Source organism: Parasphingorhabdus sp. (assembly GCF_039939955.1).
Taxonomy (GTDB): domain Bacteria; phylum Pseudomonadota; class Alphaproteobacteria; order Sphingomonadales; family Sphingomonadaceae; genus Parasphingorhabdus.
The window spans coordinates 242,118-256,320 of record NZ_JBDVHS010000005.1; the positions used below are offsets into that span (position 1 = coordinate 242,118).

A 14,203-nucleotide genomic window follows, 5' to 3' on the forward strand; every position below is an offset into this window, starting at 1 on the left:
GTTGATGAACATTGCAGGCAGAGGAGAGATGCCATGAAAATAACATTGCTCAAACTATCCGCTATTTGTCTTGCAACCACAGCGCTTGCACCCTTGCCGGCGTTCGCCAACCACCATGAAACCGCAGAGATGGCGACAATCAACGTCGCTGCTGTCAATACGGCTTTGGCTGCTGCCGAAGGCCGGTCAGAGGAAGATAAGGCCCGTGATGCCAGTCGAAAGCCAGCTGAAGTATTGGCTTTTCTGGGCATGGAAGCCGGTGATACCGTGCTGGATCTGATCTCTTCTGGTGGCTGGTATAGCGTCGCTGCAGCGATCGCGACTGGACCGGAAGGCAAAGTCTACGCTCAGAATCCGGCAGCGGCACTCCAGCTACGCGACGGCGCTTATGAAACCGAAATAAACGCACGTCTGGCGGCCAATGCTCTGCCCCAGATCGAACGACTCAATAGCGAGGTGACCGATCTTGGTGTGCCGGACAATAGTATTGATGTCGTGATCACCGCGCTTAATTTTCATGATGTCTACAATAGTTTCGGAGCCCCGGCGGCGATCGGAATGCTGCTGGCGGTCAAAGCGAAGCTGAAGCCCGGTGGAGTGCTTGGCGTGATTGACCATGTCGGTGCTGCCGATGGCGATAACACCGCTAACCACCGGATCGATCCGGCCTTGGCCGTTGCAGCGGCGGAAACGGCAGGCTTTATAGTGGATCGTGATGACGAATTGCTCGCCGGAACGAATGACGATTATACGAAACATGTCTTCGATCCGTCCACACGCGGTAAGACTGACCGGTTCATCCTGAAACTGACCAAGCCGGAATAATGGCGCCGGAATAATGGCTCGTAAAGTTTAGTCGCTCAGCCTGAGTGACTAGCCAAATTTCAGCGCCAGATCGTACATCGCAATGGCTGCCTGTGCCGCTTCGCCACCCTTGTTCTTGCAGGTCTTGTCCGCGCGCGCCAGCGCTTGTTCCTGATTTTCGACGGTGATGATGCCGTTGCCAATTGCCGCGCCATCCATGGTCAGCGCCATGATTCCACGGGCGCTTTCCCCGGCGACAATTTCGAAATGATAGGTTTCGCCGCGGATGACCACGCCAATGGCGACAAAGCCGTCATATTGATCGCTGTCTATGGCTAGCGAGATGGCGCTCGGAATTTCCAGCGCGCCCGGCACGGTGATGACCTCATGCTCATGACCAGCCGCTTTTAGCGCATCGGTAGCGCCCTCGATCAGCATATCGTTGAGTTCATCGTAAAAACGCGCTTCGACGATCAGAAATTTTGCCATTATGCCGACTCCAGTTCTTTGGTTTCTGTGCTGCTGTTCCCGGCCGGTACAGCGCGCTGCCCGACAATCCGCAAGCCATAGGCGTCCAGCCCGACCAGATCATGGCTGCTATTGGTCAGCAATTCCATATCATGCACGCCCAGTTCGCTGAGAATCTGCGCGCCGACGCCATAGTCGCGCAGCTGATCCATCGGCGGTGCTTTTTCACCCGCAAGGCTACGGACTTGTTGCGAGAAAAAGTCGGGTCTGCGCGAGTTGATGAAGACAATGACGCCGGATCCTTCTTCGCCGATGATTTTCATCGATTGCTGGACCATGCTTGGACGGCTGGTGTCCTGCGCAAAAATATCAGGGAATATCGTCATAGCGTGCATCCGCACCAGAGTTGGCTTGTCGGGATCGACATGACCCTTCTGCAAGACAATCTGCTCGCTATCGGTTGCGCTATTATAGAAGGTCAGGGCCGTCCATTCTCCGCCCCAACGGCTGGTAAAGCGCGCTTCCGCACGGCGTTCGGTTAGATGGTCGTGGCGCAGGCGATAGGCGATCAGATCACGGATGGTGCCGATCTTCATCCCGTGATGCTGGGCAAATTCGATCAGATCATCGAGCCGCGCCATCTCGCCATCATCCTTCATGATCTCGCAGATCACGCCGGACGGGTTGAGGCCAGCCAGCCGCGAGACATCGACCGCCGCTTCGGTATGGCCGGCGCGGACGAGCACGCCGCCGTTGCGGGCCTGTAGCGGGAAGACATGGCCGGGGGTGACAATGCCCTGCTTGCCCTGGTTCGGGTCAATCGCAACCGCAACCGTACGCGCGCGGTCGGCGGCGCTGATTCCGGTGGTCACGCCTTCGCGTGCCTCGATTGAAATGGTGAAGGCCGTTTCATAGGCGCCCCGGTTATTCTGGCTCATCATGTCGAGGCCCAGTTCCTCGACCCGGTCCCGGGCCATCGCCAGACAGATCAGCCCGCGACCATATTTGGCCATGAAGTTGATCGCATCGGGGGTCGCCATTTGCGCCGGGATGATCAGATCGCCCTCATTCTCGCGGTCTTCGTCATCGACCAGAATATACATGCGCCCGTTGCGCGCTTCGTTGATAATTTCTTCTGCCGTCGCCATCACGCCGCTACCGCCGCGTGCGAGATAGGTTTCCAGCTTGCCGAGCGTTTCGGCCGTCGGGTTCCAGTCATCCTGCCCCAGACTGCGCAGGCTGTTCGCGTGCAATCCCGCCGCCCGCGCCAGACCCGCACGAGTTTCTTCGCCGGAATCGATCAGTTCGATCAGTTGCTCAATCAGGATTTTGCTCATGGACTCGCCCTTCAATGTGATGTTGGGAATCGAATATCACACTGTAATGTGATGAGTCTAGGGAAAATATCACATTTGCTTCACATGGTGTGTTTTTGGGTGAACATGAGGAGATTTTATCCATATTAGGATTTTAACATTGGGGGGTGATGTAGGAAAGTAGGGCGTATATTTGGTAATGTCGTCCACGTAATTCGCACCGTAAATTTGTCCGGTCTAGCGTCCGCTTTGGGCGCAAAAACGGACCTTGAAGACGCACTAACCACTCAACCGTTCTTGACCGATTGAATGTGCAGTAAGCGACTATAGATTATTTGATATGACCGGGACCCGAGATTGATGAATTTAAAGAGAATTACGAATTTTGACTACGATAGTTTGTAAAAGTTGCAGGGTAGTTATCGTATAGAGGATTGGTTTTATGATCAGGCGAATTTTGTCGACGATCATGAAAGTCTTGCCGTCTTTCTTCGGCTTTACGCCGAACATGGCGAGCAAACCGTGGGGCTGTCTCAAATCGATTTGCAAACCTATTTTGATAAGCTTGCGATGGTATTGCAAAGCCCTCAATCAAAAATGAAGTTTCGTGAGGGTAATATTTGGCCGGGATTGGCTAGAATTATGATATCAGCGATACATTTTGAATACTATGGTCTTCAATTCCCATGCAACTAGCGGCACGATCCATTTGGAGCTGATATCGGGGTAGCGCGGCAGACAAAGCCTAATGTCCGCTTTCGGGATATTGCGGACATTGGAACTGAACCACACTATTTTAGTTTCGTGACTTCGAAGCTTCCAAATTTTATCAGGAGTTCCCCATTGTTTGTCTGCAAGCTGAGAGACGCAGTTTGCGTCTCAATACACTCCGATAGTTCATAGTGTTCGATCTCTGCGAGATCATCATCTCGGGGAGTACGGAAATATTCGATTTCATCCTCGACGCTTGCAAGTTGCTTGAAAGTAAGACGAAATTTTTCGTACGGTCGGTACTCTCCGTGTTTTGTTCCTTCGCTTCCGGGTTCACCCATAGCGGTGTCGATATCCAAAACAAAGAAACCATCGTTGTGCGATACGCCAATTATCCAAGCCTCATCATGAAGAAATAGAGTTTTGAGAGCGGCTTCTATCTTTGCGTATTTATTCATATCGAAGCAGTTTAACTGTGAGGCGGTAATTCTGCAATCGTCCGCTTTCGGGATATTGCGGACGCTAGGATTCTGTAAAATTACGGTGCCAGTTCGCCAAATGCACCAAATCATCACCAATGTGACTGGCTTCGGGCCGCACTTCTACGGCTATCGGGTTTGGCCTGCTTCCCCAACACCATCACGCCGCGCCGTCCAATTGGCGACCTAACGAAACGTTTTCAACGTCCCCACAAACTCTTCAAACTGGTCATGGTGTAACCAGTGACCGGCTTCCTGAAATTCCCCCACTTCCCCTTGACCGGAACCTTGCCCAACCCAATACGCTGTTAGGCTATGGCAAAAACGAAACACTGGATCGAACCGCATCCGCAGGGCATTTATGTGCGGCTTGCCGATGTCTGGGCGATGCCGATGACTTTGCGCCAATGGCTGCTTTTCTTTGCAGTTCGCTGGCAAGGTTCATTGTTGGTCAGAATATTGTGATTGATGGTGGTCAGCACAGCTCTATTTTTTAGGGTGCGGGTCGAGCGGGAAGGCCGGAGAAATATGAGGAGGGCCATATGATAGTCTACGGATCGCGGATTTCTTACTATACCGGCAAATTGGAAGCCTATTTGCGGTATAAGAATATCGCCTACACGCTTTTGCCAACGCCTTATGGTGAAGCCAAGATGTTGAAGGAAAAGGTCGGCGCGGTACAGATGCCGATTGTCGACGATAATGGAAGCTGGATGTCGGATACCACGCCGATCATCATGCATCTAGAGACCGAATATCCGGATAATCCCGTCTTGCCGCAGGACCCGGTCGTAGGCTTCATCTCGCATCTGATCGAAGATTATGGCGATGAATGGTTGTGGCGCTCGGCGATGTATTATCGCTGGTGCTATGATTATGATCGCCAACTTGCTTCGAATGTCCTGACCGACGAGGTGACGGGGCATATAAAATTACCCCGGTGGGCGAGATTACGGATGATCGTGCGCCGACAGGTGCGCCATTATGTTGACCGGGATGGGGTCACAGAAACAACGCGCCAGCATATCGAACAGTCATATCATAATGCATTGGCGGCGATGTCAGCAATGTTGGAGAATCGGCCTTTCCTTCTTGGTGATGCGCCATCGCTGGCCGACTTTGGCATGATGGGACCGATGTTCAGACATTATGGCCAGGATCCTACTCCCGAAGAAATAATGCGGAATACCGCGCCCGCTGTTTATGAATGGGTTGCCCGGATGTGGCGCGCAAAAGATCAAGAACAGCAAAATTTCGTTGCACAGATACCGAATGATGCTGCGCCCTTACTGAAAGAAATTTGTGAAACACATCTGGTCCAACTAACCGCCAATGCAGAAGCTTTTGCCGAGGGTCAGGAGCGCTTTGATATGGCGGTGCAAGGCTGCGATTACCGGGATATCGCCGTATCAAAATATCGCCTGTGGTGCCTCGAAGAGCTGCGCCGTCGTTTTGGCTTGCTGTCCGCCGATCAACAAAAGTCAGTCAAAGCGTTGTTGCCTCATGGTCAGGCCGAAATTCTCTGGAGCGCACAACCTCCGGCGCAATCCGGCTTTAACAATGACAATCATCTACCCTTTGGGCAGGCAATGAATGTGTTCAAAGGCGGTGTTCCATAGGGTGGTCTAAAGAAACTCCTGCAGCGTTTCGATAAACAGATCAAACTGGTCATGGTGCAGCCAGTGACCGGCTTCCTGGAATTCCCGCACTTCCACATTGTCGCCGAAATATTTCATTCGGCCGTCTTTCTCCGGATTGCTGGCCCAGCTGTCCGCGCCATAGTGGAGCTGGGTCGGGCAGCTGATATCGCCCCACAATTCGTGGATGCTATCCTGCGACAAGTCGATGCTATCCCAATGCTGAACATAGGGATCGAATTTCCAGCTATAGCTGCCGTCTTCGTTGCGGATCACTGCGTGGGTGGTCAGATGACGGGCCTGTTCATCGGAGAGATGCTGGTTGGCATCCTGCATGCGGCCGAGTGCATCCTCAAAAGAGGGATAGCGTTTGACCTGTCGGCCAGCGGCCTTGCGCTTTTCCTCGATCGAATTGCGGACACGCTGCAATTGGCCGGCCTTTTCCCGCTCGATCAACATTTCGGGGCTGGGGCCAAGGCCCTCGATCGCGACCAGCTTGCGTACCGTATCCGGATAGAGGCCGGTATAGCGGAGCGCGATATTGCCGCCCATGCTGTGCGCGACAATGGTCACCGGTGACAGGTCGAGCTGGTGGATCAGTTGCGCCAGATCGGTGACCATCGCCATGCTGGTGTAATTGCCATCGGTGCTCCACTGGCTGTCGCCATGGCCGCGGACATCGGGGCAGATGATATGCCAGTCATCGCGCAGCGCCTGCGCCGTCCAATCCCAGTTGCGGCAATGATCCTTGCCGCCGTGCAGCAGGATCAAAGGCGGCTTATCTTCATTGCCCCAGTCCGCATAATGCAGCTTGAGCCGTTGCGAGAAATAGCTGTGTGAGGCGGGGCCGATCAGGGTCATGGGGGTTCCATATATGGTATGTTTTCCGAACCATGACCCTAGTCGGATAGCGAGGGTTGGACAAGCACCTGATCAACGCAGCACCGGATCAGCGTGCCAAACGCTTGATGATTTCCTCTTCAAAGAACAGGTTGGTTTTCTGGTGCATGCCTCTTTGGTTGAAATCCGTTTTGGTAATGACGACCACAAGATCATGCGCAGGCATGACGGTCACGCGATTTCCGCCATTTCCGCTCATGTAATATTCTTCGTGGCGTTGTTCCGAGATTTCATAAGCGGCGCGCCACCATAGATAACCATATTCCATGCCCCGATCAGCAAAGGCGACGGTGCGTGGCTTGATGGCCTCTTGTGTCCATGTTTTAGACAGGATTTGACGGCCATTATAGACACCGCCGTTTCGCTGCATTTCTGCAAACTTCCCCAGGCCGCGTGTCGTCAGTCCCAGGCCACCGCTTTTATGCGCCTGACCCAACCCATTCTCCTGCCACTCGAAGCGTTCGATCTCCAGCGGGTCGAAAAATTTCATCTTCACATAGTCCTGAAAACGCGTTCCCGTAGCGCGCTCCACCGTCTCGCCAGCCATCTCCACGCCTGCGGAGCAATAGGAAAAGACCCGCCCATATTTCGCAGTTTCTGGCTTTTCTGACCAGCTCGGATAGCCGCGAATGGGCAGATCCCAGAAAAAGGAAGGCCAATCCTCGACATTGTGCATGCGCGATTCATTCCCGCGCGAGAAATTATCATTGTCGTTGCATTCCAAAATATTGCTCATGGAGATCAGATCCTTGATCGTCAGCTCGAGCTTGCGGGGATCGGGATTTTGAAAGGGGGTAATATCGGTAAAAAACTGTGCTGCAGGCATATCGACATTCAAAACACCATCATCAATCGCGGCGCCAACCGCCATGCCGGTGATGGTCTTTGTGGCCGATCGCGTATTGTGCAATGTGTCGGCATCGGCGTCATTAAAATATCCTTCATAGGCGATGTTTCCGTCCTCGATGATAAGGATGCTTGTCACCGTGCCATAGTCGCCCTTACGAACGTTCTCTTCCAATGTTGCAATATCAGCCCAGCGCTCTTCTGCCGCTGCCGGCGTGATCGTGCTGGCCAGAAGTCCAAATGCTATGAGTAGTTTTTTCACCATCTTCTCCTTGAAAATAAGCTGCCGGTTGGGCGCTATGGTGAAGAGACATGGGCGCTGACGGTGACGCGGTCACTTGAAGAAAGTTGAAAATTCTTGAAGCATGACATTTCAAAAATGGTTAGACGGGCCGTTATGCATTATGTTCTCAGAGATCTGTCGATCGATACAGAGACACGCACCGTTCGGCGTGATGCCATAGCCATCAAGCTACCCGATTTGAGTTTTGACGCGCTGATCACATTGATGGAAGCGGCACCGGATCCGGTCAGTATTGCAGATTTTTCGCGCGCGGTTTGGCGCGCCGAACATGTTAGCGATGAAACCGTTGCCCAACGCATTGCCCTTTTGCGCAAAGCTCTTGGAGATGATCCGAAAAACCCCCTTTATATCCGTACCGTGCGCGGTGCGGGATATGCAGTGGCTGGATCGGTAGAACGATTGGAAGATAGGCCGAAGCCTAAATCTATTCTGAATCGCCGCAATAGCATCGCCGCGACATTGGGGCTGATGGCACTGCTGGTAGCCGGCGCTCTATTCTTGACCAGTCGCGATACCGGTTTTCAAGTCCAGATGGCTGAATCGGATGCTGGCCCGAAATCACTGGTCATGACTTTGGTAGACCGAGCACAGGAGCAGCTCGGGCTTCACCAAGCACGCGAGACGGATCGTGCCATCACCATGTTGCGCGAGGCCTTGGCGCAAGATCCGAATAGTTTTGACGCACGCATGACATTGAGTTTCGCTCTCTCGACAAAAGCCACTAAATTTGATGGTGGTCCAAGCGAGAAGACGGAAGCCGAAGCGCTTGCCCGTGCCCTGATTGAAGAACAGCCGGATAGCAGCAACGCTTGGTCCGCGCTTGGCTATTCACTCGGTTCCCAGGGACGTGTGAACGAAAGCCTGTCGGCGCTGCAATATGCGTATCAACTGGATCCGGAAAATGCCCCCGCCGCCTCGAGTGCCGCTTATGTGCATCTTATGCGAGGAGAGCTGTATCAGGCCCTGGAACTAGAATTTCAGGTCCGGCGGACAGGGGGGGCGTCCCGCTATGCCGAGATACAGATTGCACAGAGTCTGGAGCTGGTTGGACATCCTGCTACGTCAAGATGGCATGAAAAAGCCTTGTCTCTCAATCCCGGTCAAATTGTCATATTGAGTGAAATCGCCAAATCACATCTGCGCCACGGTCGTCCCGATGCTGCGCTTGAAACGCTTGCCCAGACAAAGGGAGATGACCAGTCAGCCCCGCAGATTTCGGCGTTGCGCGGGCGTGCCAATATCGCTTTGGGGCATATAGAAAGAGCCCGTTCATTGCTGGAGGCGGCTGGCTGGAGAGGACAATATGACTTGGCTGCGCTCGATGCCGTTTCCGGTGATGGAACGCGTGCAGAGAAACTTCTTCATCCGTCGAAACAGGTTGATATGGAATCCGATCCCGATCCAGGGATACGCATTCAGCTTGCCGAAGTCGCCGCGGCTCTTGGTCGACAGGAAGATGCTCTGCGGCTTCTCTCGCAAGCCGTCAATCTTGGTTGGCGGGACGCGGATTGGCTAAATCAATCGCCTTTTCTCGCTGTGCTGATGTCGTCATCGAAAGGGCGGCAATTGGAAAGCCGGATTGTGCGTGAGCTCGAAGCGCAACGCAGGTTGATTGAGGGATCAAAAGAACTTTCATTGGCTATTGCCGACTAGGAATTCTTTCTCCATATCCGCGAGAATCCGCTGTCTCATTTTGAACTCAGGCCGGCTCTAACGCCAGGCAGAGCCTAGGAAGCAGCTGATAAAAGGGAAATATCTTTTTATTGATAACGATTCTTATTTACATTAGCATTTATCTTACCTACCGACCTCGCATCAATTCCATTGAACGGGGACTTAAAACGTGATTCGCAAAATATTACTCAGCACAACACTTCTAGTGATGCCTTCGGTTGCTTTGGCGCAATCGGAAGCGGCCGAGGAAACTGATCCCGATACGATTATCGTTACGGGTCAGGTTACAAATTTTGGTGCGACCAAATCGGAAACCCCGATTTTGGAAACCGCGCGCTCCGTTAAAGTTATCGATTCCGAAGAATTTCTGGAAAAAGGTGCGCTCACATTGGATGACACGCTAAACTACACCGCTGGTGTGGTCGGCGACACATTCGGTTTCTCGACCCGCGGCGACTTTCCGCGGGTTCGTGGTTTGGATGTTCCAGAATATCTGGACAATATCCAGGTGCTGTTCGGCTATTATAACAATGCGCGATCCGATATTTATATGCTGGAACAGGTTGAGGTGCTCAAGGGCCCGGCTTCGGTGCTCTATGGCCAAGGCTCTCCCGGCGGGATTTTGAACACTGTTAGCAAACGCGCCGGGCCGGATAGTCTTGATCGCGAAATCGTTGTTGATTTTGGTACCCATGATCGCAAGCAAATTGCCACTGATCTGGGTTTGGATCTGTCCGGTGATGGTGTTTGGACGGGCCGGATCGTCGCGCTCTATCGCGATAGCGGCACCCAATTGGATTATGTCAATGATGATGCCATCGTTGTCGCGCCGTCTCTGACCTTTGACAATGGCGATACTGCAATCACGGTGCTGGCCAATTATACGGACCGCAAAAGCGATACCGCGCATCAGTTTACGCCCCTGTCTGTATCGGGTTGCCCCAGCTCCAATGTGACCATTTCCGAACCGAATATCTGTTCGGGCCTGATCACCGAGGAAGTCGACCCGTCGCTTTATGTCGGTGATCCCGGTTTCAACGCATATGATACGGAATCTTTTTCGGTCACATTATTTGCCCAGCACCAGTTTAATGATGTGCTGTCTTATGAAACAACCGCCCGCTATCGTGATAGCGAAGTCGATTATAAGCAGACATGGATAGCCTTTCTGGGAGCCGGAAACCCGCGCACTCTGGCAGATGGTACTGCCATCGGCCGGAGTTGGTATGATGCGCCGGCCAGTTCAGACCAAATCGCTATAGATAGCCGCTTCCGTGCGAAGTTTGAAACCGGCGCGATCCAGCATGAGCTGCTCGCCGGGATGAGCTACCAGAACGTCAACACATTGTCGGAAGCCGCCTATCTCTATGCGCTGCCAACGACGTTCAATCTGTTCAATCCTGACTATTCTGGCGCTGAAATTCCAACGACCGCGGCGTTTGATGCCGCTAGAGGGCGTAGCGAAAGCGAAACAGACGCGCTGGGCTTCTATATCAACAACCAGATCACATTCGGGAATCTGGTGCTCAACGCGGGTGTCCGGTTTGATGAATTGAAGACCGGCAATGGCGTGACATCGCAAGATGATAACGCCACGAGCCTGAGCTTCGGTGCGCTATATAAGACGGCTTTCGGGTTGAACGCTTATGTAAGCTACGCCGAGTCTTTTGAGGCAGTCGTCGGGGTCGATGTAACAACCAACGAAACGCTGAAGCCGCAGCGCGGCAAGCAATATGAAGCGGGCTTGAAATACCAACCTCCCGGTTCGCAGACCTATATCACCGCGTCTTACTTCGACATTGAACAATCCAACCTATCCAATCCAAATGGCTTGCCAAACGCCGCGTCACAGCAAGAAGGCGTTGCGAAAATCAAAGGAGCGGAGATCGAAGCGCAAACCAAAATTGGTGACTTCCACCTCGATGCGGCATTCAGCATTCTGGATACTGAAGATGCCAATGGCCTCCGTTTCCCGAGTGTTCCTGAAGTGCAGGGTTCGGCTTGGGCAGCATGGCGCCCATCATCGGGTGCGCTGGAAGGCTTCACGCTGGGCGGCGGTGTTCGCTATGCCGAAGGCAATGAAAGCAGCGGAACGGCGTTTCTTGCCGCCAATGGCTTTGCGCCAACACCGGTGTTGATTGAAACCGATGGCTATGTCGTTTTCGATGGTGTCATTGGATATGATTTCGATCAATTCTCACTGACGCTCAATGCACGCAATATCTTCAACACGGAATATTACGGCACCTGCCTGTCGCGAGGCGATTGTTTCCCGGGTGAAGGCCGGACGATTGTCGCAAGAGCCGCATTCAAATTCTAGAAGTCCGGAGAATAAGGCCTTGTCCGTCAGGACGGAACGCCGACTAGAGATATGACAATCATAGTGGATCCCATTTTTACACTGCTCGGCCTTGGCAGCGGGATTGCCGGCTTGTTCATTCTCTATCGGGCGTGGCTGGAAAACGAACGTTCGACAAAGCTGCTCGCCGCCGGTTGGGCCGCCTTGTTAGGATCGCTTGTCTTCTGGATCTATGCCGGTGGTGCCGACCGCGGCATTGCGCTCGGTTTGATAGTGATTTGTCTGGGGGCCTTGTGCTTCGTCGGCCATTCGGCCGCCCAACAACCGGCCAATCAAACGAAGGTCGCTCGGAAAAAGAAGCCATCGCAAAAGCCTCCACAAGCCGCATCCTTCGCGCAATGGGGGCGGTCTATCGGTATCATATTGTTCCTTGGCCCGATCTGCGGCCTTTTGGCGTTTCTGATCGCCATGGGTGTTTATGAAGCTTTGGATATGGTCGGCACGGAAAGGGCGAACAGTCTGGTGACAGCGCTGTTTCTATTCCCGATATTATGGGCGATCATTGTCAGCTTCTGCTTGATATCAACGCGCAGGATTTGGAAAGCGGCGGTTTTGCTATGTGCGCCTTTGCTCAGCGCGGCGTTGATATTTGTGGGATATGCATGATGGATGATGCGCAGAAAACGGATCAGGAGCCGCTCGCAAAGCGGGCATTAGCGGCGCACCATCTGCTGGGCATCGCGATTAGCGCGGTGCTCTATATCATTTGCTTCAGCGGTATGATCAGTGTTTTCAAGGAAGAGATACAGCTTTGGGAACAAAGCGGTGATCAGACCGTATCCAGCCTGTCGCCCGAAGCGACGCAAGTGGCGGCACAAAATGGCATGAAGGCCGATCCAACGACGGCCCACGTCTTCATCCATATGCCGACGGATCAGAATCAGCGGGCGATTGTCGAAACGGACAATAAGGAAACCTATGTCGATAAGGACGGAAATCTGGGTCCAGAGGCCTCCCGTCCATGGACCGATTTCCTGATCGACCTCCATTATTATCTTCATCTGCCCCATTCCTTCGGGATGATCGTGGTGGCGATATTTGGTGTGTTTCTATTCGCCATGTCGGTCACCGGCCTCGTCGCGCATCCCAATATTTTCAAAGATGCCTTTGCCTTTCGCCGGTCGAAATCGGAGCAGATAAAACAGGTGGATTTGCACAATCGCCTGGCCGTCTGGACCGCGCCCTTTCACATTTCCAACTCTCTGACTGGGGCGATGATCGGGCTGGCGGTCCTATCGGCTGCTGCCGTCGGTACATTGAAATATGATGGCGATGCGGATGTGGTATTTGAGCCTGTTTTCGGCGCAGAACCGGCAGTGGATAGCGCGCCTGCTCCGCTTGCCAATATTGCCAAGGCATTGGACTATGTGAACAGCAAACATGGCGATACGGTGCCGCTTTATGTCATTCTCCATGATCCGGAAACACGCGGGCAATATTTGCAGATCATGTCAGAGCATCCGCGCCGATTAATCTATGCCGAGAAATATAATTTCAACGGCAATGGCGATTTTATCGACACGGTTGGTTCAGCCGACGGGCATATCGGGCAGCAGGTCGCTGACTCCGTTTATAAAGTGCATTTCGGCCAATTTGGCGGCTTGCCTGTGAAGCTGGCGTTTGGACTATTTGGGATAGCGCTGCTCTATATAATCCATGCCGGCATGCGGATATATTTCATCAAACGGGCGGCCAAGGGCTATGCAGCGGCGAAAATGCAGCGCGGCTGGATGGCCATTGTTTATGGCGTGCCGGCGATGTTGCTAGCCACCTTGTTGCTTAGCATTGCTATGCCGTCGGTCGCCGGTTCGCTGGTTCCGATATTTTGGGGCGGCCTCGTGGTGATCCTATTGGGTTCCCTTTTCTGGCCGGACCGCACCGCTCACGATTCTTGAGAAATCAGGCGCGCGAAGACGTTAGCGTGACATATAAGTGTATTGCATATGCAATACACTATGTACATGATAGAAACCATCATGTCCGACAAAATCATAGCATCCGCCACCCCTGACGAACCGCAATCTACATGGGATAGAGGCGCGCTGTTCGACCTGTTGATCGTCATGGCGACGCTGGTGGTTGTGAAGCAGTCGCTGCTGCCATTCACTTATCTCTATGCCGGCCCAGCATCGACTTTTAGCGCGATGGCCGTCGCCACCTATCTGCTGCGGCGGCGGGGCTTCGGTTGGAAAGACCTCGGGTTGAAATGGCCAGAAAACTGGCTGAAAACCGCTGGGCTGACCCTGTTATCAATCTTCGCCTTCATCGCCGCGACGCAGTTGATGGAACTGCTAGCGGACCAATATTTTGAGGATGTCGGGGCCAGCGGACGATTTGATCATATTATAGGCAATCTGACAGCCTACCTGGGCGTCATGTTTCTGGTCTGGACTCACGGGTCCTTTTTCGAGGAGCTGTTGTTCCGCGCCTTCGTCATCAATCGGGCGAGCCATTTTCTGGGCGGTGGTCTGAAGGCGGATTTGATTGCGGTGTTATTCTCATCCATTTTCTTCGGCTATCGCCATTATTATTATCAAGGAATGAATGGCGCGTTGATAACCGGAGCCGCAGGCTTTGCCTTTGGCATGCTCTATCTGTGGTTTGGACGAAAAAACATCTTGCCGCTCATTTTCGCACATGGAATTCTAAATTCTCTTGCCCAGACATTTCGGTTCCTGGCCATCGAAGACTGAATCCCGCTTTTG

The 14,203-nt window shown here is 53.1% G+C and carries 13 protein-coding genes; 8 read left to right on the forward strand and 5 right to left on the reverse strand.

Annotated elements, in window-relative coordinates; translation table 11 throughout:
- Positions 1 to 33 precede the first annotated feature (33 nt).
- The gene (locus ABJG22_RS06420) at positions 34 to 825 is read left to right on the forward strand and encodes a methyltransferase (RefSeq protein WP_348019426.1); all 792 of its coding nucleotides are present in this window, start codon (positions 34 to 36) and stop codon (positions 823 to 825) included.
- Between the two features lie 48 nt (positions 826 to 873).
- Here the strand turns inward: ABJG22_RS06420 and ribH are convergent, their stop codons facing one another.
- The 3 genes from ribH to ABJG22_RS06435 form a co-directional block, all read right to left on the reverse strand.
- Positions 874 to 1,293, reverse strand: a complete 420-nt coding sequence (ribH, locus tag ABJG22_RS06425; RefSeq protein ID WP_348019427.1) for a 6,7-dimethyl-8-ribityllumazine synthase — start codon at positions 1,291 to 1,293, stop codon at positions 874 to 876.
- Positions 1,293 to 2,609, reverse strand: coding sequence for a 3,4-dihydroxy-2-butanone-4-phosphate synthase (gene ribB, locus ABJG22_RS06430; RefSeq protein ID WP_348019428.1), 1,317 nt, complete (start codon positions 2,607 to 2,609; stop codon positions 1,293 to 1,295). The genes ribH and ribB overlap by 1 nt, the downstream gene beginning before the upstream one ends.
- A 770-nt stretch (positions 2,610 to 3,379) precedes the next feature.
- A complete protein-coding gene (locus ABJG22_RS06435) occupies positions 3,380 to 3,757 on the reverse strand; it encodes a hypothetical protein (protein ID WP_348019429.1) in 378 nt (125 codons plus the stop codon).
- A gap of 428 nt (positions 3,758 to 4,185) precedes the next feature.
- On the opposite strand from ABJG22_RS06435, the gene ABJG22_RS06440 reads away from it, so the two are divergent.
- Complete coding sequence (locus ABJG22_RS06440; protein ID WP_348019430.1) at positions 4,186 to 4,275, forward strand: hypothetical protein; 90 nt, start codon at positions 4,186 to 4,188, stop codon at positions 4,273 to 4,275.
- A gap of 45 nt (positions 4,276 to 4,320) precedes the next feature.
- On the forward strand, positions 4,321 to 5,397 hold the full coding sequence (locus ABJG22_RS06445) for a glutathione S-transferase family protein (RefSeq protein ID WP_348019431.1): 1,077 nt from the start codon (positions 4,321 to 4,323) through the stop codon (positions 5,395 to 5,397).
- Positions 5,398 to 5,403: 6 nt separating this feature from the next.
- On the opposite strand, the gene ABJG22_RS06450 is transcribed toward ABJG22_RS06445, so the two are convergent.
- A complete protein-coding gene (locus ABJG22_RS06450; RefSeq protein WP_348019432.1) occupies positions 5,404 to 6,276 on the reverse strand; it encodes an alpha/beta hydrolase in 873 nt (290 codons plus the stop codon).
- Between the two features lie 88 nt (positions 6,277 to 6,364).
- The gene (locus tag ABJG22_RS06455; RefSeq protein ID WP_348019433.1) at positions 6,365 to 7,423 is read right to left on the reverse strand and encodes a serine hydrolase; all 1,059 of its coding nucleotides are present in this window, start codon (positions 7,421 to 7,423) and stop codon (positions 6,365 to 6,367) included.
- 117 nt (positions 7,424 to 7,540) lie between these two features.
- On the opposite strand from ABJG22_RS06455, the gene ABJG22_RS06460 reads away from it, so the two are divergent.
- From ABJG22_RS06460 to ABJG22_RS06480, 5 genes are all read left to right on the forward strand, one after another.
- A complete protein-coding gene (locus tag ABJG22_RS06460) occupies positions 7,541 to 9,118 on the forward strand; it encodes a winged helix-turn-helix domain-containing protein (RefSeq protein ID WP_348019434.1) in 1,578 nt (525 codons plus the stop codon).
- 190 nt (positions 9,119 to 9,308) lie between these two features.
- Positions 9,309 to 11,459 (forward strand): TonB-dependent siderophore receptor, encoded by a 2,151-nt coding sequence (locus ABJG22_RS06465; RefSeq protein ID WP_348019435.1) that lies wholly within the window; start codon positions 9,309 to 9,311, stop codon positions 11,457 to 11,459.
- A 51-nt stretch (positions 11,460 to 11,510) separates the two neighbouring features.
- Positions 11,511 to 12,104, forward strand: coding sequence for a hypothetical protein (locus ABJG22_RS06470; protein WP_348019436.1), 594 nt, complete (start codon positions 11,511 to 11,513; stop codon positions 12,102 to 12,104).
- The gene (locus tag ABJG22_RS06475) at positions 12,101 to 13,393 is read left to right on the forward strand and encodes a PepSY-associated TM helix domain-containing protein (protein WP_348019437.1); all 1,293 of its coding nucleotides are present in this window, start codon (positions 12,101 to 12,103) and stop codon (positions 13,391 to 13,393) included. The genes ABJG22_RS06470 and ABJG22_RS06475 overlap by 4 nt, the downstream gene beginning before the upstream one ends.
- 60 nt (positions 13,394 to 13,453) lie before the next feature.
- Complete coding sequence (locus ABJG22_RS06480; protein ID WP_348019438.1) at positions 13,454 to 14,191, forward strand: CPBP family intramembrane glutamic endopeptidase; 738 nt, start codon at positions 13,454 to 13,456, stop codon at positions 14,189 to 14,191.
- Positions 14,192 to 14,203: the final 12 nt, after the last annotated feature.